The organism is Caballeronia udeis (genome assembly GCF_044909315.1).
Lineage (GTDB): Bacteria > Pseudomonadota > Gammaproteobacteria > Burkholderiales > Burkholderiaceae > Caballeronia > Caballeronia udeis_A.
Window position 1 is genome coordinate 97753 of record NZ_JBIYEB010000023.1, and the last position, 21976, is coordinate 119728.

Sequence of the window (21976 nt, forward strand, 5' to 3'; positions counted from 1 at the left end):
GTCCTCGACATTGCACCAAAGTCAAACAGGAGACATATGATGAATCTCACTCTCGGTCTGCGCCTCGGTGTAATAGGCGGTGCGCTGTCGATCTCGTTCTTATCCTATCCAGCGATGGCGGAGGACATCCTGAAATTTGGCGTAAGTTCGCCGATGTCTGGCGCTGCTGCAAACTGGGGCATCGGTTGCGACTGGGTAGGTCAAAAAGTTGTCAAGTACATTAACGATCACGGCGGCATCCGTGCCGGCGGCAAAGTTTATAAGGTGCAACTGACCACTTACGACAACGGCTATACAGCAGCGGGCGGCGCTCAGAGTGCACAGGCAATGATCAGCCGTGATGGCGTGCGCTACATCGTGCAGAGTTTAGGTACCGCACCCGTGCAGGCGACACAAAGTCTCTCAGAACGCGCTGGTGTGATTCTTCTGACTACCGCATGGGGAAAATCGATCAAAGGCCCGAAGTTTCCGCTGACCTTTACGAATTCAAACACGCCATACGAAATTTTCGGACCGTTATTCGCCTTTGTAAGGGGGCGGCATCCGGACATCAAATCTGTAGCACTGCTGAATCCGAACGATTCGACGGGTCAGCAGGCCGAAGCACAGTCGAAACAGGAATGGGCAAAGCTCGGTGTGAAGGTCGTCAGTTCCAGCTTTTACGAACGGGGTACAACCGAGTTTCAGTCAATCGCGACCAAGCTTGCTAATGCAAAAACTGATGCGGTTGATCTTGGCGGGTCTGCGCCTGGCGATGCGGGCAGCGTATTCAAGGAGCTATCCGTGCAAGGTTGGAATGGCGTGAAAGTGTATCCGGCTGGCACCGGCAGTGACACACTGGTAAAGGTGGGCGGAAAAAGTGTCGAAGGCGTATATATGGGGCAGGCTGCCGATTTCTCAGGAGCAACTGCAACCGCACTGCAGCGTGACCTCGACTCTCAGGCCAAGCAGGTGCTCCACGAACCTCTTAACATTCTTCAAATGGGGGTGTGGGACGGCATGATGGCGCTCAAAGCCGGTATCGAAAAAGCCGACAGCATCGATCCCAAGGCGGTCGCGAAGTCATTGCCAACCACGACCGTCGAAACGTCCTACGGTCCGGTTGGATATGGCGGCAAAGCGACCTACGGAACACCCCAACAGCTTCTGGTTCCGGTCATTATCACCCAAATCCGGAACGGCAGTACTTTAGAGGTGCGCCGTGTTGCATCGCCGGACGCAAACGGTTCTTGAGGTTTCACCGCAAGCGTCTAACGTGCCTCACACTACCTCTTGGATGGTGACCGCAATGGCTTTGATCGTGCAATTGACATTAAACACGCTGCAGGCAGGTTCGGTGTACGTGCTGTTCGCCTTAGGGCTGACGCTTATCTTCGGTGTTATGGGTGTGGTCAATTTTGCACACGGCCAGTTTTTCACTCTTAGTGCGCTTTTGACGAGCGTGATCGTGCCAGCGTTCCGGGAGGCGCTTGGCATGGGCGTCGCGCTTGCATTCACTCTCGCAAGTACGATTTCTATCGGCGCTGTTTTGGCACTCGCCGCACTCGTCTATCATTTTGGATTTCGACACTATCTGCGCGACACGGTGGGATCCTTCATTCTGTCCGTCGGGATATTGCTATTTCTTGAAGGTGTTTTCCTGTGGTTTTTCGGGGGGGTGCCGCGCGTGGTGCCGAATATTGCGCCAGGAGAACTGCGTGGGCTCGGCGCGGCCATCGAGTTACAGCGGCTGGTGGTGTTTGCAATTGCGGTGATCGTCACAGTGTTGCTGTATCTGATGCTCGTGTTCACACGTTTTGGCCGGGCGATCCGAGCGACTGCAGAGGATGCAGGAGCTGCGACGCTGCAGGGCATTCGCGACAAGCGCATACTTCTTTACGGCTTTATGGTCGGCTCGTTCCTGGCTGCGGTATCGGGCTGCTTGATCGCACCAATTGCTGTGATTACACCAGCTGTGGGTAACGACTACCTGGTTAAGGGCTTTATCATTATTATCATCGGTGGGTTAGGGTCTGTCCCAGGCGCGATCTTAGGCGGTCTGACGATCGCATTCATTGAGAGCGTCGTCGGCTATTACTTCGACGGCACAATGGCGACGATCGGAATGTTCTGTGTTGTCGGAGTGCTCCTTTTAGTTCGCCCTCAAGGAATGCTCGGCTATGTTCAGCATTAACCGCTCCGCCGTTCTATTGAACGCTGCACTGTTCGCCGCAGCGATCGCGTGGCTCGGCCTCTCTGAACCTTCTTATCTGACACAGCTTGTCGTGTGGTCGGCGATCAACGCAGTGCTCGCTGCCGGAATGCGCTTCGTGCTACTAATCGGCGAAACCAACATGGCATGCGGCGCGATATACGGATTCGCCGCCTATGCGACCGCGATCGCTGTTACAAATGCAATCGACGTTGTGCCGCTCGTAGTGGTCAGTGCTGCCATGGCAGCCGGCGTCCTCGGTTTGCTATTCGGTTGGGCCACGCTACGCGTAAAAGGTCCTTGTTTCATGTTGATTGGCTTCGCGTTCACGGAAGTGGTCCGCCTGTCATATACACGGATTAATTACGTCGGCGGTAATTCGGGGATAGTCGGAATCTATGCTCCTGTGCAGCTCGAACCCTGGATGCCCGCACTGTGCGTCGGCATTTGCTATCTGTTGCTAGTCGGATTTTTCGTAGCAGAAAAATCATCGTTTGGCTTGCTAATGCGAGCGGTCCGCAACAATGGCAAAGTGGTAGAAACGCTTGGTGTTAGCGCTTTACGTGTGAAGCTAGTGTGTTTCTGCATCGCGGCACTGGCAGTTGGCGCGGCCGGCTCTTTCCATGCATACAGCTATCACGTTATTAGCCCTGGAGATTTCAGCTTCCTAATTCCAGTGTACGCGCTCGCATATGCGAAGGTTGGTGGCGAACGGCATATCGTCGGTTCGGTGATAGGTGCAATCTTCCTAACTGTTGTGGCGCAGTTAGTCCAGGGTGCGGGCGCGCTGCAGTACGTGCTATTTGGTGGCGTGATCATTCTCTCCATGCTCGGGGTGCGCGGCGGGATGCTCAACATGGTTGGCTGGGTTACATGCCGTCGCCGCGGGGCCGCTCAGGGAATCGGCGTGCCCAAGGACAGGACTAGTGGAGAACTCGGATGAATCTCGATACTCCTTTGATTGAAGCACGCGGCCTGACACGCCGATACGGCGGCCTCGTCGCTGTGTCGGATCTAACCTTCGAGATCTGGCCGGGCGAAATTCTCGGATTGATCGGACCTAATGGTGCTGGTAAGTCCACAACATTTAATCTGCTAAGTGGCCATGTGAGGCCGAGCGCAGGAACCCTGTCGTTCGCTGGCGAGAATATCGCTGGCATGGCGCCGTATCAGGTCAGTCGACGTGGTCTCGTGCGCACTTTTCAGCATGACAGTTTTTTTCGTGAAATGACCGTGGTTGAGAACCTCACGGTCGCGGCACACCGTCGCTATCGCTCGCGGAAAGAGCGCGTCGATTGTGCGCGTCGTATCGCTGAACGAGTCGGTTTGGACAGGCATCTGGATGCGATCACCAGCAGTCTGCCGCACGGTCTGCAACGGATCCTGAGTATTGCTATTGCAATCACGCCGGAGCCAAAACTGCTCGGTCTTGATGAGCCGCTGACTGGCTTACACGCCGTTGAGGTCGAAAGAGTATTAACGCTGTTTAGAACGCTTTGTCGTGAGGATGGCATGACAATCCTGCTGGTGGATCACAATATGAAGGCGATGATGGGTGTGTGTGATCGTTTTGTTGTATTGCACTACGGTAAGTTGCTCGCGCAAGGTAGCGCGGATGAGGTTCGCAGTAACCCGGACGTCATCGCTGCGTATTTGGGGAGGTCGGAATGAGGACGGACGCAGGCACCCCGGCACTACTCGAAGTACGTGGGCTGCAAGTGCGCTACGGCGGAGTGACGGCAGTCGATGGTATTGATCTAAATCTGCCGCTCGGCAGCGTCGTAGCCCTGATCGGCTCGAACGGCGCTGGTAAGACCTCTGTGATGAACGCGATCATGAATCTGAAAACGGGGTGCGCTGGAACACGCCGTTTTGATGGCGAGGACATTGCATCGCTACGCACCGATCAAATTGTCGAACGTGGTGTCGCGCTTGTGCCAGAAGGGCGGCGGTTGTTCCCCCACATGACAGTGCGGGAGAACCTTGCGATGGGTGCTTATCTGCGCGAGGATCACACTGGAATTCAGCGGGACATGGACCGCGTGCTGGACATTTTCCCGGCGCTGACCGCGAAGCTGAAGCAACCGGCGATGTCGCTAAGTGGGGGCCAGCAACAGATGGTCGCAATCGGGCGGGCCCTTATGTCGTCGCCTCGGCTTTTGTTGCTGGATGAACCGACAATCGGCCTTGCGCCCGCAGTCGTGCAACTGATAGGCGACACGATCCAGTTGATCAATCGGGAAGGCGTCGACGTTCTCCTGGTTGAACAGAACGCGTCCGTCGCACTGAGCCTTTCGAGCTATGCATACGTGATCGATCGCGGGTTGGTGGTGATGCATGGATCATCCACCGACTTGAAAAAAGACAGACGCGTACATGCGGCGTATTTAGGACTATAAAAATTCGGACAACGTATTAATGTCTCCAAAAACTGATCCTGTCTGGTGGCCGAGCGCTCATGACATATCGACCGCTCAGGTAACTGCGCTGATCGACGCGCTTGGGCTAGGCACTTACGATGAGCTTTACGCATACTCCATCGCGAACCCCGGAGAGTACTGGCACCGATTGATGACATGGCTTGGCATCCAGTGGCAGGAACCATTTTCAGCGTATGTTGATCTATCCGAGGGTAAGCCATTCCCGAAGTGGTTTCCGGGTGGCAAGATAAACTGGGTCGAGAGTGTATTCGAATCTGGCGTCGATAGAGAGCGTCTACGTCGCATTGCAGTGATTGCGGAAGATGAGAGCGGTCTTATTACACAGCGTACCTACGCCGAGTTGCGGGAAGACGTACAGTCCTTCGCAGCGGGCTTGGTGGCATCCAAATTAGGCTCAGGCGACCGCATCGGGCTGTTAATGGAAAGCAGTGTCGAATCGGTTGTGACGTATCTTGCCATTTCTTATATCGGAGCAATCGCCGTGCCGCTGTTTTCGGGCTTTGGCTCCGATGCGCTAGTGGCGCGTCTGCAAGGTTGCGATGCAAAAGGGCTTGTCGCGACTGAAGGCTTCATGCGACGCGGCAAATCAATTTTGACGCATGATGCGATCGAAACGAGCGCGCGGCTATTGCCCGCGCTGGAAGTGCTGGTGATAAAGCCGATGCGGGGACAACAAGGAAACGCTCACGCGGGCGCGCTGGACTGGTATGACGTGCTTGCTGCGGGCCGCGCTGAGCCGCTTGTTCACGCTGTCCCTTCCGATGCCAATACCCCATGCATGATCGTCTATACGTCTGGCACTACTGGCAAACCCAAAGGTACCGTCCATACGCATGGCGGATTTCCTCTGAAGATTGCGCACGACGCGGCTGTCTACTTTAACCTTGGCGCGGGCGATAGGTGGCTATGGCCGGCCGATATGGGTTGGGTCGCCGGTCCGATTACGATCGTCGGCGCCTTTTTGCGGGGCGCAACGTTAGTCTGCTACGACGGTGCGCCCGACTATCCCGATTGGTCACGTCTACCACAGTTAATTCGTCGTCACAGCGTGACTCACTTTGGCGCATCACCGACATTGATTCGCTCGCTCGCTGCCCATGATTCTTCTATTACGCCTGACGACCTGGCGTCGGTTCGCCTCGCCATTACTGCCGGGGAAGTGATTGATACGGAGAGCTTTCGATGGTATGGCGAGCGCTTCGCCTGCCCGGTAATCAATTTCACCGGTGGCTCGGAAGTGTCAGGCGGCCTACTCGCGAACGTCGTCGTCAGACCAATTGTGCCGAGCGGGTTCAACGCGATCGCACCAAGTGTCCGTGTCGATGTTCGTGGTGCCGATGGCAAACCGGTACGCGGAGAAGTTGGCGAGCTTGCTGTGCTCGAGCCTTTCGTCGGTATGACGCGTTCGTTTTGGGGTGACAGTGAACGCTATCTCGCCACCTACTGGCAAACCGTACCCGACGTTTGGATCCATGGAGATCTCGCAATCCAGTTTGAAGATCACGCGTTTGTGCTGTGCGGCCGATCGGATGACACCCTAAAGATCGCCGGCAAGCGTGTTGGCCCGGCGGAAATCGAGGATGTCATCGTTGAGCTTGCTGATGTCGCAGAAGCCGCTGCGGTGGGCGTGAGTGATCCACTCAAAGGTGAGCGCCTGGTTGTGTTCGTTGTTGCCGGGAAAGAACACCGTACATCGGCATTTTGCGGCCGGATCGTAGACATTGTGTCGGAACGCCATGGGCGGCCGTTCGCACCTTCGCAAGTGCACATAGTTGACGAACTGCCCAAGACGCGAAGTGGCAAGATTATGCGACGTCTAATCAAGCGGGCGTATGAAGGGCAGCCGCTTGGTGATACGGCCTCGCTTGAAAACCCGTCGGCAGTGGAGGCGATTCGCGAGATTGCGCAATCGGTTGTAAAACCTGCATAAATTCTCTGAAATAAAGGAGCACCTTCAATGAAAATTGGGTTTATTGGTGCAGGACGCATGGGTCATCGTATGATTTCCAATCTTCTCAAGGGTGGCCATGCAGTGGTCGTTCTCGACGGTGACCGAGACGCTCGTGAACGGGCCTCCTCGCTTGGCGCGTCACTCGTGATGAATGTGGCGGATCTGGTCAGCGGACAAGACATTGTCGTCACGATGCTTCCAACTCCCGACGTATCGCTTTCAGTGTATGAGGGTCCAGGCGGCCTTCTCGCGATCACGCCGGCGAAAACGCTTCTTCTTGAATGTTCGACAGTCGATGTCAAGACCATTGAACGGCTCGGTGAGGGCGCGCGCGCGACTGGCGCGCAGCTGATTGACGCGCCGTTGACAGGTGGTATCGAAGGAGCGGAGATGGCCACGCTGACCTTCATGGTGGGTGGCAGTACGGAAGACCTTGAGCGTGCCAAACCTGCATTGCAGTCGATGGGCTCGCGCATCGTACATGCGGGTCGTTTTGGTAGCGGCACAAAACTCAAGCTAGTGAACAACATGATCTGCGCGACCAATCTTATGGTCGCATCAGAGGCTTTAACCCTTGGTCTGAAGCTCGGTCTTGACGCGCAACCGATGTACGACGTGATCGCAAACGGCACTGGCGCGAGTTGGGTGTTGAATACCTACTATCCGCTGCCTGGTGTGGTCGAAGGAGCTCCGTCCAGCAGAGGTTTTCGGAGGCCAACGTTTCCGGCTACTGGGATGGCGAAGGACATGCGCTGCGCGCTGGAGGCGGCGCGCAGCGTCGAAGCGATTACACCGTTACACAATGTTGCGGAAGGCTTGCTGAAGCTGTATTGCGAGCACTTCGACACCATGCTCGATTGGACGGCAGTTTCAACGATGTTCGGTTCGCGACGGTATTTCCCCGATCTGCCAGGCGCGGGCATGCCTTCGACCTAAATTAGCTAAAGCCAAGGCCACGTGCCATGAACGTACTGAGCGCCTCGATGACTTCCTCGGGGTTCGTTCGATCGCGCAGTGACCAGCGGCGCAGCGCGATCATCGTTGGCAAAAAAGTCACGATGTTTGCGGCGATGTTCAGATTGCCGAAATCGATCTTCGTCTGTTCGCTCGCCTTCGCGAGGATGCTTTCGAACATTGCGATAAACTCTTCGACCCTGGCAAGGATAATGTTGCGTGAGCGTTTATCGAGCAGATGGCTGTTCTGGTAGATGAGAACGATCTCATCTTGATGCTCATACATGATGCGCGCCACGGTGCGTAATGCGGCGAAAACCTGGGTTTGCGTGCCGGCCGTCTCTTCGAGGGCTTGCTTCACCTTTAGCTGGTACTCCGTGACAATTCGGTCACAAACCAGGTAAAGGATATCGTCTTTCGATTTGACGTAGTTATAGATTGTGCCTTGCGTCATGTCGGCGGCGCGACCAATGTCCCGCACAGTGGCTTCGTGAAAGCCTTTTTCGATAAACACCTTGATTGCAGCGCGAATCAATACATCGCGGCGCTCTTGGACCAGCGCTTCGTCGCGCGTGTTGGTTTGAACGGTGCGAGCCCGCGGTTTCCGGGCTGGAGCATTAAACGTTTTATTGGATGAAACTTCAATTTTCATAATGCAACTGAACAGGGGGTGAAGTTGAGTGAGCGGTCAGACAGCATAATACCAAGACAATGCGCTTATCCACTCCGGATGGTCGAAGGCTTGGCTTAAATCGTAAACATAGAACACATCTACGTGCACACTCCGCCAAATAAGCGTTGACGGGCGGATACTTCATTATATACTGAGCGCTCAGTCACCTGGTCGCCTTGTCATCGCCAATTCGCCGATATTTCGGCTCAGCGGAGATGGTTCACAACAGAGTGGTTCCGGTTATTTAAGCACTTGAAGATAAAGGAATCCCCATGAAGATCGTCGATATGCATTCGCACTGGGGCACGCGACGTGGCTATCCGTTGCGCTCGCTCGAAGAACTGGCCCAGCAGAAAAAGACTTGGAATTCGCAGCCGCATTACCACTCCGAACAGGAAATGATTCAGCATTTCCGAAACAATGACGCGCGGGTGATTCTTGACTTTGGCTTCACGAAGTACATCCCGCTTGAAGAGATTGCGCCGCTGCACGACTACGCGTTCGAGGTTCAACGAATGGGAATGGACGTGATCGCCGGGCACTGGCTGCATATCGATCCGGCTTCCGGCGCGGCAGGTGTCCGAGAACTAAGGCGTTGCGTCGAGGCTGCACCGGGTTTCGTTGGGTACGCGGTGTCAGGCTCAGGTTCTTTCCCAGCGAGTGATCCTGTGTGGTACCCGTTTTACGACCTGTGCACTCAGACCGGCACGCCGGTTCTGATTTTCGTCGGCACCACAGGGCTCGGTGCGGGATTGCCTGGCGGCGGCGGCATCTTGCTCGACGACTGTCATCCGCGTCATCTTGATTTCGTCGCGGTGCGGTATCCAGACTTGCGAATAGTGGCCGGGCGGCCCGGCTGGCCGTGGCAGACCGAGACGATTGCGGTACTTATGCACAAACGCAACATCTGGTATGAACTCCACGGCTGGTCGCCCAAATATTTCACCCCCGACCTGAAACATGAGATCAGCCGGCGATTGCGTCATCGTGTGATGTTCGGCGCCGACTATCCGCTTTATAGCTACGAACGGTTGCGTGGTGACTGGCAGGCCGAGGGCTACGCAGACGATGTACTTAAGGATGTCTTCCATCGCAATGCCGAACGCTTTTTCGCAGGGGAGGGGACAAAGTGAATCTCGAACTTAAGGGCAAGGTAGCGATCGTTGGTGGCGGCAGCCAAGGCATCGGTTTGGGTATCGCCCGCACCCTCGCAGGAGAAGGCGCGCAGGTGGTGATGACCGCGCGCCGCGAAGAAGATCTGAAGCGCGCGGCGCATGAGATCCGAGAGCTGACCGGCAATACGGTTACGTGGATCGCGGCCGACTGCCGCAAGGCCGAAGACTGCGAGCGCGTCGCCACGATCGCACGTGCGGAGTTTGGCGGCGTCGACATTCTTGTCAATAATGACGGTGCGCCGCCAGTCGGCCCGGTGTTGTCATTTGATGATGAGGCTTGGCATTGCGCTGTAGAACAGAACTTAATGTATCCGGTACGGATGGTGCGGCACACTGCCGAGTCGATGAAGCAGCGTGGAGGCGGTAGCATTCTGAACATCACTGCGATTTCAGCGATCCAGCCCATCCGCGATCTCGGCCTGTCTGTCGCCACGTGGGGCGGCGTGATCGGCTATGCGAAGACGTTGTCAATGGAACTCGCCGAGTTCGGCATCAACGTGAATACGATTTGCCCGGGCTATATCGAAACTTCGCGTCTGCGCAAAGTCTTCGCGGCCGGCGACGAACCGGACGAGGCGGTGCGTGCCCGTCTGCTGAAGGATGTGCCGCTCGGACGCGTCGGGAGCGTCGACGACATCGCGAACCTTGTGGCGTTACTTGTTTCGCCACGCGGCGCATATATAACCGGAACCGCGATTCAGGTCGACGGTGGTCTGCTGCGCGGTGTCCGCTAAGGAGCGAACAATGAAATTGAAGCCAACGCACGAAGTCGCGCCCGAGCTGCAGCAAAGCTACCGGAAAAACGGGTGGTGGGGCGACATCACGTTCAGCGACATCTTGGAAAAGCGCGTTGAGGAAATTCCGGAGTGCGTCGCATTCAAGGACGATTACCGTGTGGTGAGCTATGCGCAACTGTGGTCAGAAGTGCGCCGCTTCGCCGAGTTGCTGCGCCGGCAAGGTGTTGGCTGTGGTGACGTGGTTACGCTGCAATTGCCTAACCGCATCGAATTTCCGGTAGTGTTCTTCGCGCTTGAACTCATTGGTGCAGTCGCCAACAAGATAAGTCCCGACCTTCGCGCGGAAGAATTGCGGTATATCTTGACGTTCTCGCGGTCGAAAGCTTACGTGTGCGCCAAACAATTTAAGGGCTTCGACTATATCGGGATGCTGCGCGGATTGCGTGAGAACTTATCTGAGCCGATCTGCGTCGTGTGCGTTGATCCCATCGAAGGGGACGATGTGGTGTCGTATGCCGATGCGCTGTCGAACCTTCCCGCGTTGAGTGATCAGGACCGTGTGCGCATGGATCCTGACCAGATCATGCGCATGTGTTTCACGTCCGGTACTACAGGAAACCCTAAAGGCGTGCTGCACAGCTTCAACACGACATTATGTGCGGCGCGTTTTCTCAACCGCGACATGCACGTGGCGCAAAACGACGTTCTTCTCGCGTATCTGCCGGTCGCTCTGAATTGGGGATATCTGACGCTGCTGCAATCGGTGATGGCTGGCGCGTGTACGGTGCTACTCGAACGCTTCTCGGCGCGAGCGGCCCTCGCGCGCATCGAGTCAGAACGGGTGACGTATATTCCGACCGCACCTGCCGCAATCGTCGCAATGCTTAACGCGCCCGAGCAGCGTGTCACCGACTGCTCGTCGCTGCGCGTAATGGTCACCGGCGGCGCGTCGGCTTCACCAGACATGATCCGAGAATTTGAATCGGCGTTTCCAACCGTGCATTTGATCGAGTTGTATGGCATGCTCGAAACAGGCTTCCACTCATATACCCGCCTTGACGATGAACCATTGATGGTAATCGGGACCGTGGGGCGCTGCGTCGACGAACTCGAGGTCGGTGTGCTCGACGACGTCGGCGGACTTGTCGAACATGGACAAACCGGTGAGTTGGCCGCGCGAGGGCCATCAGTGCACCTTGGATACCTGGACAACGCGCGGGCAAATGTCGAAAGCTTCACCCCCGACGGCTGGTTTCGTACTGGCGACCTCGGCGAAATCATGGACGAGCGCGGCAATATCCGAATATCTGGACGCAAGAAGGAGATCATCAATCGCGGCGGTAAAAAGTATTTTCCGCGCGAAATTGAGGACTTGCTATACGAGCACCACGCATTTTTGCAGATCGCAGTCGTCGGCCTTGCTGATGCGCGGCTAGGCGAACGCAACTGCCTATGTGCGGTCTTACAGCCCGGTGCGCAGATCACGCTTAGTGAAGTGGTCGCGCTGCTAAAGGATCGCGTCGCAGACTATAAGCTGCCAGAGGAGCTCGTCGTGTTGGACGAATTCCCGATGACGTCTAGCGGGAAGATCAGGCGTGCTGAACTGATCAAGCAACTATCATCGCGCAGCGGCTAAAACATGCTGCTGGACGTACGAGTGTAAACGGTAGCTGGTGCGGGGCAAGAACTTTAATAGTGCAACCAAACTACGAGGGTGGATACAAGAATGCCGGAACATCAGGACTGGGTGGACGGCCGAACCGGCAATTTACCGGTGACCAGCAACGCGTTCAAGATGGCTAAATCGCATAAAAAATGCGCCGATTCAGACACTAATAATGTGCTCGGACTGCGACGAACGGCCAAGTGTCGACGTGCTGATAGATGGGCTGCGCAGAGCGAAATGGCACCTCTGGCACGGCTGCCCCTACCCCGCGCTCGAAGAGCAGCTCTTTGATGCCGCGCAGGCTCAACTGAAAGCGAAAATACCAACGCACGGTGAAACTGATGACTTCGGCCGGAAAACGATGACCGTGATAGAGCGATTTAGATTTCTTCATCGCGCTATTTTGGGCGGACAGCTCAACAACCTGATAATGCCCTTCGGTGCATGCGGCAATACCAGCGCCACCAGTTCGCCCCATGGAACCACTCGGTTCATCTCGTCGAGGAATTCTCGCTTACGCGTTCGTTTGGTCGTCAAATCCAATCCCAGATTAGCTTGTCTCATTCCGCAATCGTCGCAGCCGTACGTTTATTTGGCGAATAGCACCGGAGCCGCTGCAGTGCTGGCAAGTTCTTCGCTTGACCAACCGCCGCCCAGCGCCTTGATCAATTGCACGTTCGCGCTTAGCTGACGTGTCTGGATATCGAGTACGCCGCGCTGAGCGTCGAGCGCGGCCGTCTGCGCCTGCACGACATCGAGATAACCGACTGCGCCTTGCCGATACCGGTGCAGTGCCAGATCAACGGAATACTGCGCCGAGTTGCTGGCATCGCGTTGCTGGTCGAGCGCCGTGCCAAGGTCCTGCAGCAGCGAAAGATTGTCTTCGATTTGCTGGAACGCGGAGAGCACGACACCGCGATAACGCGCGCCGGCTTCATCGGTGGCCGCTTTCGCTGTATCGAGTTGTGCGCGGCGCAAGCCGCCATCGAAAACGTATTGCACGAGCTGCGGACCGATCGCCCAGAACAAGGTCGGTGCACTGATCAAATTCGAATAGGCGGTGCTTTGAAATCCGGCTTGCGCACTGAGCGTGATGGACGGGAAGTAGGCCGCACGCGCTACGCCGATCTTCACATTGGCTTCCGCCACGCGGCGCTCAGCTGCGGCAATGTCCGGGCGCCGCTGCAGCAAAGTAGAGGGTAAGCCGGCTGGAATCACGGGCAGGGGAATCGAGGCGGTTTGCTGCGGCAACGTGAACTCGGACGCAGACACGCCAACCAGTTCGGCGATCGCGTGCTCGATCAACGCGCGTTGGGCGAGGCCTTGCGACAACTGTGATTTCGCCGATGACAACTGCGTCTGCGCGCGCGATACGTCGAGCCCTGAAACAAGTCCTCCTCCGTGCAGCGTTTGCGTAAGTTGCAGCGCGCGCGCAAATGCGGCGACGGTGTCGGTCAGCAACTGCGTCTGCTGATCGAGACCGCGCAGGCGGACGTAGCTGTCGGCGAGTTGAACCTGAAGGCTCAGTTGTACCGACGCAAGATCGGCCTTCGATGCCTGTGCTTCCTCCTTGCCCGCTACCACGGAATCCCGCACGCGGCCCCACAGGTCGAGGTCGTAATCGACCTCGCCGCCGAGCGTGGCGGAATTGTAGTCGTTGGGGCCGCCTACACGCAATGGCCGCCTGTACGACTGCCGGTCACGTTGCGGTTCTGCGTTTACAGAGACTTTCGGGAATAGTCCGGCCGAGACCTGATCTACGAACGCCTGAGCTTGCCTGTAGTGCGCGAATGCCGCGGCAAGATCCGTATTGTTCGCGAGCAGGCGTTGTTCGAGATCATCGAGTTGAGCGTCGTTATACATCTTCCACCAGCCGGCGCGATCCAACTGATCGGCGGGTTGCGCGCTGATCCACGGCCCGACCGTGTGATATTGCGCGGTGACCGGCGTTGGGGGCACCTTGTAGTCCGGCGCGAGCGAGCAGGCCGCCAGCGCGAAGGTGCCGGCAAGCAGCGCCGGAACGTGTAACGTAGCCCGCCTAGCCATTGGCAGCCACCTTCTTGTCGGCAGCAGCGACTTGTACGCGATCGCCGTCAACAAGACCGTCGGGCGGCGTGTCGATCACGCGATCGGTTGCAACAAGCCCCGAGCCAATCTCAACCGAGTCGCCAAAATCGCGGTTGATCGTCACCTTCTTGAACACGACCTGGCTGTTCGCACCGAGCGTCGCGACCGTCAGGCCGCGAGCATCAAATACCAGCGCGCTGGCGGGAACCCGTACCGCGTTTGCCTGCACCGGCAGCTTGAATTGCAGGCTCGCAAAACCACCCGGCAAGAGCTTGCCGTCAGCGTTATCGACTAGCAATTGAACCAGCGTGGTGCCTGACGACGCGTTGACCGAATCCGCCGATGCAATCACGCGCGCGGTGAAATGCTGGCCCGGATATTCCGGCACGGAAAGCGTTGCTGTCGTGCCGCTGCGGACATCGGGGGCATAGCTTTGCGGCACCTGGACGTACACGCGCAACTGCTTCACGTCCGAGACGGTGAACAACTCCTGTCCGACGCCGCCGCTACCTGCGTTGATCAGCGCGCCGAGATCCGTGTCGCGTGCGGTCACCACGCCGTCAAACGGGGCTAGAATGCGCTCGAAGCCCTTGGTGGCGAGCAAACGATCTACGTTGGCCTGCGCGGCCGCTACGGCCGCTTTCTTCGCGGTGTAGTCGCCCGTGCGTTCGTCGACATCCTGCTGGGCGACCGAGTCGGTGCCGAGAAGTGCCTGCCAGCGTTTCGCGGTTGTGCCCGCGAGCGCCGCATTGGCCTGCGCGCTGGTCAGGTCCGCTCGTGCCTGCAGCAACTGCTGGTCGAGCTCCGGCGACTCGATCACCGCGAGCAGTTGCCCGGCCTTCACCGGTGCGCCGATATCCACATTCCAAGACTTCAGATAACCGCTCACGCGCGCGAAGATTGGCGCTCGCGAATAGGCTTCTAGATGCGACGGCAGGTCGAGCGTCGGGCCGTTTGCCGCGCTGACCGGATGGATCACGTTGACAGTCGGGATGACCTGCGCGTTGGTCCAGGTCTTAAGGTTGCGGGCATCGACGGCGCGCAGCGTGACGCCGGCGGCGACCACGAGCACGGCAACCGCGATACCGACCACGCCGATCACGACGAGTCGGCGCCGCGGCACGGGTTGATCGGTCACCGGTTCATTGGTGATAGCAGGTTCAGACGACATGAGCAGGACCTCCCGCAACGGGTGTCGGGGCAATCGCGCGGCCAGGGCGCGAGTGAATGATGCAGAAGATCACCGGGACCAGGAGCAGCGACGCGGTGGTGGCGAAAATCAGGCCGCCAATAACGGCGCGGCCAAGGGGTGCGTTCTGTTCGCCGCCTTCGCCCATCGCGAGGGCCATCGGCGCCATGCCGATGATCATCGAGAGAGCAGTCATGAGCACCGGGCGAAAACGGGTGAAGCCGGCTTCGAGCGCAGCCTTGAACGGGTCACCGTGAACGGCCAGGCGCTCGCGGCAGAAGCTGACCACGAGGATGGAATTGGCGGTCGCTACCCCCATGCACATGATCGCTCCCGTCAGTGCGGGAACGGACAGCGTGGTGTGGGTCGCGAACAGCATCCAGATGATGCCGGCGAGCGCGGCCGGTAATGCAGTGACGATCACGAACGGATCGGCCCACGACTGGAAGTTGACCACGACGATCAGGTAGATCAGCACGACTGCGCCGAGCAGGCCGAACAACATGCCGGCGAATGCGCTGTTCATGGTCTGCACCTGGCCGAGCAGCGCAACCGACGAACCCTTGGGCAACGTACCGGCATTACGTTGCACCACACGCTGGATATCAGACGCGACCGCGCCGAGATCCCGATCCTGCGTGGTGGCGAAAATCTCGACCATCGGCTGGATGTTGTACTGGCTCACGACCGCGTTGGTGTTCGTACGCTCGACGGTCGCGAGGCCACCGAGGATCTGACCACTGCTCTGCAAGCTCGATGTGATTGGCAGGTTCTGCAGCGAGGCCAGCGAATCGAGGTTGTATTGCGGCGTCTGCATCACGATCGGATATGACACGCCGTTCGCATTGTTCAGCCAGAACGTCGGCGCGACCTGACTCGACCCCGCGAGGTTCACGACCAGGCTGTTCGTGACGTCTCGCTCGTTGATGCCGAGCAGTTGCGCACGGGTGCGGTCAACGTCGACGTTGAAGGTGGGAGAGTTCTGCGCTTGCTGGATGCGCGCATCGACTACGCCGGGGATCTGGCGGATCTCACGCAGCAGCCGGTTCGCATAAGCGAAATTCGCGGACAGATTGTTGCCGCGCACCTGCAGGTCGACCGGCGCCGGCGAGCCAAAGTTCAGGATCTGGCTGATGATGTCCGCCGGCGGAAACGAAAACGTCACGCCCGGATAAAGGCGCGGCAGCTTCTCGCGCATCTGCCGCACGTATTCCGCGGTCGGGCGATGATCTTCGTTCAGCGCGATCTGGATGTCGCCGTCCTGCGAGCCGATTGTGCCGGTGTTGTTGTAGGCGAGGTTGATACCGCTGACCGGCAGGCCGATGTTGTCGACCATGGTGGAGAGTTCAGCAGTTGGAATGATCTGTCGAATCGACCCTTCCACATCCGCAAAAATCTGCGCGGTCTTTTCGACTCGTACGCCGACCGGTGCGCGTACGTGCAACAGGATCTGCCCGGCGTCCACGTCTGGAAAAAAGTTGCGGCCAAGCAAGGGCACCAGCGCGAACGAGATCAGTACGAAACCGAGGAAGCAACTGACGAACGGCGCGCGATGATTCAGCGCGAGTTCCAGCAGGCCGTGATAACCCGCGCGAATTTCTTCGAAGCGTCGTTCGAAGCCTTGCTGGAAGCCTCCAAGTGGTCCGGGGCGTTTCTTTTCGTGTGCATCTTCATCCAGGTTGTGCGGATGCAGCAGGTACTTCGCCATCGTGGGAACGAGCGTTCGCGACAGGATAAATGACGCGACCATCGCGAAGATCACGGCCTCGGCCATCGGCACGAAAAGGAAACGCGCGACGCCGTCGAGGAAGAACATGGGCACGAACACAATGCAGATACAGAGCAGCGCCACGAACGCCGGCGTGACGATCTGCGCGGCGCCATCGAGGATGGCTTCTTCTACCTGCTTGCCTTGCTCGAGATGCCAGTTGATATTTTCGATGGTCACGGTCGCGTCGTCGACGAGGATCCCCACCGCGAGCGCAAGGCCGCCGAGCGTCATGACGTTGAGCGTCTCGCCGAGCGCAGACAGGGTCGCTATCGAACCGAGAATGGCGAGGGGAATCGAGGTCGCAATGATGACGGTCGAACGCCAGCTGCCGAGGAACAACAGGATCATGAGGCTGGTCAGTGCGGCCGCGATCACGCCTTCGCGAGCCACGCCGCTGATGGCTGCGCGCACAAATAGCGACTGGTCGCCGATCGGCGCAATTTGCAGCGCGTCGGGCAATGAAGCCTTGGCATCGAGCACGTGCTGCTTGATGCCGGCGATGATGCCGAGGGTCGACACCGAACCGTTCTTCAGTACCGACATCAGTACCGAACGCTTGCCGTCCACATGCACAATATTGGTTTGCGGCGGACTGCCGTCGCGGACGTTGGCGACATCGTGGATATAAACCGTTGTGCCATTGACCGCCTTGATCGGCAGGTCGCCGAGCGCCTTAAGCGCGTAAGGTGCGTTGTTCAACTGCAGCGTGTATTCGTGATCACCGATTTTTTCCGTACCAATCGGGGTCAGCAAGTTCTGGGCAGCGAGCGCGTTGGCAACGTCTTGAGCAGACAGGTCGCGCGCTTGCAAGGCCTTCGGGTCGATGTCGATCTGTATCTGGCGAGACTTGCCGCCGAAAGGATAAGGGATCGACGCGCCGGCAACCGTCACCAGGGCTGGACGCAACTGATTCAGCCCAAGGTCGCCCAGGTTTTGTTCGGAGAGATCCTTGCCCGAGAGCGCGAGCTGGATGATCGGCACAGTCGACGCGTTGTAGTTCAGGATCAGCGGCGGCGTGGTGCCCGGCGGCAATTGACGCAATTGCGTCTGCGCGACGGCGGTCACCTGTGCGTTCGCGTTACTGATGTTCACGCCCGGTTGAAAGAAGATCTTGATAATGCCGAAGCCATTTACCGATTCAGCTTCGATGTGCTGTATGTCGTTGACCGTCGTGGTCAGCGAGCGCTCGAACGGCGACGTGATTCGTCCGACCATCTGGTCCGGCGGCAAGCCCGTGTATTGCCATACGACGCTGATCACGGGAATGCGGATATCGGGGAAGATATCGGTCGGCGTTCTGATCGCGGAAAGCGGTCCGATGATCAAGATGAGGATCGCCAGGACGACAAAAGTGTATGGCCGTCGGAGAGCGATACGTACTAGGCCGAGCATGAGAGTTCCAGGACTTGAGGTTAAACTGAACGGTGCTTTGATGCTGTCAGGCGCGGCAGTCGGCGACGTTCGGCTTTGAATTTGATAGACGCGTTGTTCATCGTCACCTATTGGCAATCCTCCGTTAGCGCTTTGCAAACGCCTTGTCAAGAATCGGAAGAAGCATGACGGTCGAGTGTGCACAGTTGAATGGTCGCCCGTCGCAAGCCCCCTAAAATCATGTCTTTGCGGTGTCGTAGCCTTAACGGGTAGGCTACGCATCAGACTCTCCGCGCATCTTGTTGGAAAAGTTGTCAAAAATTAACGTTGCTTCCATCTTGAGTGTTCACATGCCGGATTAGAACTATCGCGATGGCATACCTAAAATAACACCAGTGCATAGCAATCGAGAACGGTTAGGTCTTTGCCGTTGGAGCATGTCATTAGCCCGCCCCTGCTTTTTTGCTAGGGAAGGTCTGAACAACTCATTTTCAGCCTGACTGTGCACCACATCCGAAATTGGTGGGTCTCGGAAGTCGTTTTCGCGTTGGGAACCGAATGAAAACGAGCCAGAAATTGAGCTCTATATTTGCTTGTGACGTAGCATCCAGAAATTGCACAGCGCGAAAAGCGTTGTCAGTTGCGCCGTGTTTTTCTCCAAACCACGATAGTGTGGCTTCGTGAAGCCAACCGCAGTTTGATCACCCGAAACGGGTGCTCTACCCTGGCTCGTACGCTTGCTTTAGGGTATTCGATTTCATTGATGATGCGATCAATCGCGTCGTTTTTGTCCCGCGCTGCGCGCTTGCCCAGAAACATCGCAATCATCCATTGCACCGCCTTTGCATTCGTACGTTCTTGTGCCGTACGCTAGCCCTCATCACCGTACACAACAAATACGGCAGCGGTTAGTCGTTTCATGACGGTTGTTCCTTGGAGGTCAATTGAATCGGTTTGCTCCTCAACAGCAAATCCAGACTCATATTTTGAGCGCTCGATAGTGGCTTTATACTGACGCCCCGATGACAAGTGTGCCATCTACGACGCATATGCCAACGTTTTACTCGCTACGCCAACGAGCTGAAAGCGCAGTTAGCGAAAAGGTAGGCTGATTGGGATCTCTGACATGCATGTAGGTGAGATCGAACTGGATTTTTCGAACACCCTGCGTCAGTTCCATAATCGCTGGCACTACTGGCTCCGTGACCATCCAGCGCTCAGCTATGCTCACTGGCATCACGAGGCACAAGAAAAGGCGCTGCGTTACACGGCGACTCCTTTGTGCGAACGCGTTTAAACGGAAAGGCTCGCCGGCAGATGCGGCGTATTCAATGTTTGACCACGTTGAAAACGCGCGTGCGGCGCATCGGCCACGAAGCGACGCCTTCAAGTCGATTGCTGACGATTCGCAGATCCGGCGTGTCATACAGAACGATCATCGGCACATCGGCGATCATCATTTTATGCAACTGCTCAAACGTCTGTCTGCGCACAGACTCATCAGTCACGCCGCGCAGGCTGTGCAGAAGTTTGAGTGCTTCTGGATTGTCCCACTGTGCCATCGGGGTCTTGGCCTTGTCGCCCAATACATCGCTGAACATCATCGCCGGGTCGGTTCTTGCCGAGTAAGCGAACGACATGATCTGAAAATGACCGGCACGAAAATCGGCAACCTGTTTGCCCCAGTCGACCACCTCGAGTTCTGTCGAGATGCCAGCTTGTTTCAGCAGCGACTGAACGTACACCGCCAGTGAAAACATAAACGGAAAGCGGCGATTCGTCTCGATCTTCAGCGTCTGTCCACGATAACCCGCTTCTGCCAGCAACCGCTTCGCCTCCGCGATATTCTGTGAGTATCCGGCCTGGTCGCCCGGCCCGAACACACTACTTGTCTCCGGTACCAGTGATGGACTGTAGTGCGCGCGGCCATCGGTAACGGCATTCACAATGCCGGGAAGATCCAGTGCAAGCGCGATTGCACGACGAACCCGCACGTCTGCAAGCGTTGGGTCCTGGCTTTGCATCAGCAACTCGGCGGGATCGGCACTGGGGCCCAGGACGACATGCCACCCGGGATCGCTATCGACGGTCCCGTCTCCGCTCACCGACATCATGTCGATATCCCCTGCGACGATCGCGACCTTTTGTGCCGCCTCGTCCGGGATGACGACAAATCGGGCGTCATCGTGCGCGACTTTCGCGCCCGCAAGACCACTTGGTGGTTCGCCTCTCGGGCGATATTGCGCAAATCGCTTCAGCAGAATATATTGCCCGCGTCTCCAGTCCGCGAATATGAACGGACCCGTTGCGATGGGGCGAATCCATTGTCCAGAGCTGTCGACGCTTGATGGGCTAAGGATTGCCAACGGACAGTGCGTATCGACCATGTCTTTGAGGAACAGTTCATTCGCTCTGTCCAGTTCGAACACCACGGTATAGGCATCAGGCGTCCGCACGCTTACGACCTTGGCACCTCGATGCCCGTCGTAGTTGCCACGGCACATGAATCCGTTTTCCGGCCTCATCAGGAAGTCGAAGCTCCACTTGACCGCACTTGACGTGAATGGTGAGCCGTCGTGAAACAACACGCCATGCCGGAGATGAAACGTGTAAATCCGAGCATCTGAGGAGATGTCCCAACTGTCCGCGAGCATCGGGCCAATGCTGAGATCACCGCGTAGCGCTACCAGCGACTCGACAACGTTGGCCAGAACATTGTCAGTCGCGGTATTGCGCGCGATATTGCCAGGCATGGAGGTAGGTGTGTCGGCGCCTTCCGCGACGCGGATTTCAGGTATCCCGATCGCGGTCGACGAAAGCGTGCGCTGCGTTTCCGATTTCGCGAAATCGGGAACTGCAATGGCGATGACGACGGCCCCGATTCGACAAAGAGTTGTCAGTCTGGACATAAGGTCAGGCAATTGACCCGGGATAACATCCCCGCTTGCTGGCGAGTACGCGCGCGAAGAATGCCTGGACTGTCGGAATCACCTCCGCGGATCGATGCGTGGTGTTCTCGACTTCTTCCAGCGCAACGTTGATCCCATGTGACTCAAAGCTGTTCTTGAGCGACTTCAGTCTCTCGGGACGCGTACGGCCCGCGTCGTTCGCGCCGGGCATGTAGTGCGCGCCACCCGGTTGATGGGCAATCTCCCAGGTCTCGAGATCGGCTTTTCCGACGACCATGTGAATGGGGACCTTTCTCAACGCCTCCACATCGAGCTTTTTTCCGAATTGGGACTCGACGTCTCGCGTGCCAATCCACCAGTCGCGGGTCGGGTCAAGCAGGGTAACCGAGCCGGGCGCGCCAATCGATGCTGCCCACAACCTCTTGGGATGCAACAGGCAAAACCGGTTGGTAAACTGGCCGCCACCCGAAAATCCGAAAAGCCCAAACGTTTCCCATCTGCGTTGATACCTTTTCTCGATCTCGGCGACCATGTCCAGCAACAACTGGTCGTAACGGATCGTTCCTTCGCGCAGCTGCTTGTAGCCGTCACGATTGTCGTCGCCACAAACGTTGGCGGGAAAGAGAGGACTCAGGATGACGCAGTTGTGCCATTTCGCGAACTCAGAAAAGCGATCCCTGAAACCCTCCATTCTGCGGTTCGATCCATGGACGACGACGATGAGGTCAATGACAGACTCAGGATCGAGAATGCTCCTCGGCACGTAAAGGGTATAGGCGAAGCGCGGATCCTTCGTATGCGAATAGACGGTGGTGTTCCCGAAGTTATACATGCGATCCGAGCGCGATGCGGACGCAGAAGTTTTAGTTGTCTCAGAGGTA

General features: G+C 57.3%; 16 protein-coding genes and 3 pseudogenes. 10 read left to right on the forward strand and 9 right to left on the reverse strand.

Annotated elements, in window-relative coordinates; genetic code table 11:
* Positions 1-36 precede the first annotated feature (36 nt).
* Genes ABH944_RS30685 through ABH944_RS30715 form a run of 7 tightly spaced genes read left to right on the forward strand, consistent with a single transcriptional unit; the run spans position 37 to position 7519 of the window.
* The gene (locus ABH944_RS30685) at positions 37-1233 is read left to right on the forward strand and encodes an ABC transporter substrate-binding protein (RefSeq protein ID WP_404610988.1); all 1197 of its coding nucleotides are present in this window, start codon (positions 37-39) and stop codon (positions 1231-1233) included.
* A gap of 55 nt (positions 1234-1288) precedes the next feature.
* Positions 1289-2173, forward strand: a complete 885-nt coding sequence (locus ABH944_RS30690; RefSeq protein WP_404610987.1) for a branched-chain amino acid ABC transporter permease — start codon at positions 1289-1291, stop codon at positions 2171-2173.
* Positions 2160-3134, forward strand: coding sequence for a branched-chain amino acid ABC transporter permease (locus ABH944_RS30695; protein ID WP_404610986.1), 975 nt, complete (start codon positions 2160-2162; stop codon positions 3132-3134). Before ABH944_RS30690 ends, ABH944_RS30695 begins: the two co-directional genes overlap by 14 nt.
* The gene (locus ABH944_RS30700; RefSeq protein WP_404610985.1) at positions 3131-3862 is read left to right on the forward strand and encodes an ABC transporter ATP-binding protein; all 732 of its coding nucleotides are present in this window, start codon (positions 3131-3133) and stop codon (positions 3860-3862) included. Before ABH944_RS30695 ends, ABH944_RS30700 begins: the two co-directional genes overlap by 4 nt.
* Positions 3859-4590, forward strand: a complete 732-nt coding sequence (locus tag ABH944_RS30705; RefSeq protein WP_404610984.1) for an ABC transporter ATP-binding protein — start codon at positions 3859-3861, stop codon at positions 4588-4590. The genes ABH944_RS30700 and ABH944_RS30705 overlap by 4 nt, the downstream gene beginning before the upstream one ends.
* Positions 4591-4609: 19 nt before the next feature.
* On the forward strand, positions 4610-6562 hold the full coding sequence (locus tag ABH944_RS30710) for an AMP-binding protein (RefSeq protein WP_404610983.1): 1953 nt from the start codon (positions 4610-4612) through the stop codon (positions 6560-6562).
* A 27-nt stretch (positions 6563-6589) separates the two neighbouring features.
* On the forward strand, positions 6590-7519 hold the full coding sequence (locus ABH944_RS30715; protein ID WP_404610982.1) for an NAD(P)-dependent oxidoreductase: 930 nt from the start codon (positions 6590-6592) through the stop codon (positions 7517-7519).
* A gap of 1 nt (position 7520) precedes the next feature.
* Here the strand turns inward: ABH944_RS30715 and ABH944_RS30720 are convergent, their stop codons facing one another.
* Positions 7521-8189, reverse strand: a complete 669-nt coding sequence (locus tag ABH944_RS30720; RefSeq protein WP_404610981.1) for a TetR/AcrR family transcriptional regulator — start codon at positions 8187-8189, stop codon at positions 7521-7523.
* 293 nt (positions 8190-8482) lie between these two features.
* Here ABH944_RS30720 and ABH944_RS30725 point away from each other — a divergent pair, with 293 nt between their 5' ends.
* From ABH944_RS30725 to ABH944_RS30735, 3 genes are read left to right on the forward strand one after another with little or no spacing between them, the layout of a single operon-like run.
* A complete protein-coding gene (locus tag ABH944_RS30725) occupies positions 8483-9343 on the forward strand; it encodes an amidohydrolase family protein (protein ID WP_404610980.1) in 861 nt (286 codons plus the stop codon).
* Positions 9340-10119, forward strand: coding sequence for an SDR family oxidoreductase (locus ABH944_RS30730; protein WP_404610979.1), 780 nt, complete (start codon positions 9340-9342; stop codon positions 10117-10119). The genes ABH944_RS30725 and ABH944_RS30730 overlap by 4 nt, the downstream gene beginning before the upstream one ends.
* 16 nt (positions 10120-10135) lie before the next feature.
* Complete coding sequence (locus ABH944_RS30735) at positions 10136-11758, forward strand: AMP-binding protein (protein ID WP_404610978.1); 1623 nt, start codon at positions 10136-10138, stop codon at positions 11756-11758.
* Between the two features lie 292 nt (positions 11759-12050).
* Here ABH944_RS30735 and ABH944_RS30740 read toward each other — a convergent pair.
* The 8 genes and pseudogenes from ABH944_RS30740 to ABH944_RS30775 all read right to left on the reverse strand — a co-directional run.
* A pseudogene (locus ABH944_RS30740) lies at positions 12051-12182 on the reverse strand (IS6 family transposase); the annotation flags it as partial.
* A 38-nt stretch (positions 12183-12220) separates the two neighbouring features.
* Positions 12221-12352, reverse strand: a pseudogene (locus ABH944_RS30745) (IS5/IS1182 family transposase); the annotation flags it as partial.
* Positions 12353-12376: 24 nt separating this feature from the next.
* Entirely contained in the window at positions 12377-13834 is a 1458-nt protein-coding gene (locus tag ABH944_RS30750; protein WP_404610977.1) for an efflux transporter outer membrane subunit, read from the reverse strand.
* Complete coding sequence (locus ABH944_RS30755) at positions 13827-15026, reverse strand: efflux RND transporter periplasmic adaptor subunit (protein WP_404610976.1); 1200 nt, start codon at positions 15024-15026, stop codon at positions 13827-13829. Before ABH944_RS30755 ends, ABH944_RS30750 begins: the two co-directional genes overlap by 8 nt.
* Positions 15016-18207 carry an efflux RND transporter permease subunit gene (locus ABH944_RS30760; protein WP_404610975.1) on the reverse strand — a complete coding sequence of 1064 codons (3192 nt, stop codon included), beginning with the start codon at positions 18205-18207 and terminating at the stop codon, positions 15016-15018. Before ABH944_RS30760 ends, ABH944_RS30755 begins: the two co-directional genes overlap by 11 nt.
* Before the next feature lie 562 nt (positions 18208-18769).
* Positions 18770-18939: pseudogene (locus ABH944_RS30765) on the reverse strand (transposase); the annotation flags it as partial.
* Between the two features lie 575 nt (positions 18940-19514).
* Positions 19515-20840 carry an ABC transporter substrate-binding protein gene (locus tag ABH944_RS30770; RefSeq protein ID WP_404610974.1) on the reverse strand — a complete coding sequence of 442 codons (1326 nt, stop codon included), beginning with the start codon at positions 20838-20840 and terminating at the stop codon, positions 19515-19517.
* A gap of 259 nt (positions 20841-21099) precedes the next feature.
* Positions 21100-21927 (reverse strand): alpha/beta hydrolase, encoded by an 828-nt coding sequence (locus ABH944_RS30775; protein WP_404659593.1) that lies wholly within the window; start codon positions 21925-21927, stop codon positions 21100-21102.
* Positions 21928-21976: the final 49 nt, after the last annotated feature.

Excerpts from the sequence above, each read along its gene's own strand:
- ABH944_RS30705 (WP_404610984.1), top strand. The coding sequence starts at position 3,859 with ATGAGGACGGACGCAGGCACCCCGGCACTACTCGAAGTACGTGGGCTG.
- ABH944_RS30750 (WP_404610977.1), bottom strand. The coding sequence starts at position 13,834 with ATGGCTAGGCGGGCTACGTTACACGTTCCGGCGCTGCTTGCCGGCACC.
- ABH944_RS30685 (WP_404610988.1), top strand. The coding sequence starts at position 37 with ATGATGAATCTCACTCTCGGTCTGCGCCTCGGTGTAATAGGCGGTGCG.
- ABH944_RS30720 (WP_404610981.1), bottom strand. The coding sequence starts at position 8,189 with ATGAAAATTGAAGTTTCATCCAATAAAACGTTTAATGCTCCAGCCCGG.
- ABH944_RS30770 (WP_404610974.1), bottom strand. The coding sequence starts at position 20,840 with ATGCTCGCGGACAGTTGGGACATCTCCTCAGATGCTCGGATTTACACG.
- ABH944_RS30710 (WP_404610983.1), top strand. The coding sequence starts at position 4,610 with ATGTCTCCAAAAACTGATCCTGTCTGGTGGCCGAGCGCTCATGACATA.
- ABH944_RS30695 (WP_404610986.1), top strand. The coding sequence starts at position 2,160 with ATGTTCAGCATTAACCGCTCCGCCGTTCTATTGAACGCTGCACTGTTC.
- ABH944_RS30725 (WP_404610980.1), top strand. The coding sequence starts at position 8,483 with ATGAAGATCGTCGATATGCATTCGCACTGGGGCACGCGACGTGGCTAT.
- ABH944_RS30755 (WP_404610976.1), bottom strand. The coding sequence starts at position 15,026 with ATGTCGTCTGAACCTGCTATCACCAATGAACCGGTGACCGATCAACCC.
- ABH944_RS30700 (WP_404610985.1), top strand. The coding sequence starts at position 3,131 with ATGAATCTCGATACTCCTTTGATTGAAGCACGCGGCCTGACACGCCGA.
- ABH944_RS30775 (WP_404659593.1), bottom strand. The coding sequence starts at position 21,927 with ATGTATAACTTCGGGAACACCACCGTCTATTCGCATACGAAGGATCCG.
- ABH944_RS30715 (WP_404610982.1), top strand. The coding sequence starts at position 6,590 with ATGAAAATTGGGTTTATTGGTGCAGGACGCATGGGTCATCGTATGATT.
- ABH944_RS30690 (WP_404610987.1), top strand. The coding sequence starts at position 1,289 with ATGGCTTTGATCGTGCAATTGACATTAAACACGCTGCAGGCAGGTTCG.
- ABH944_RS30760 (WP_404610975.1), bottom strand. The coding sequence starts at position 18,207 with ATGCTCGGCCTAGTACGTATCGCTCTCCGACGGCCATACACTTTTGTC.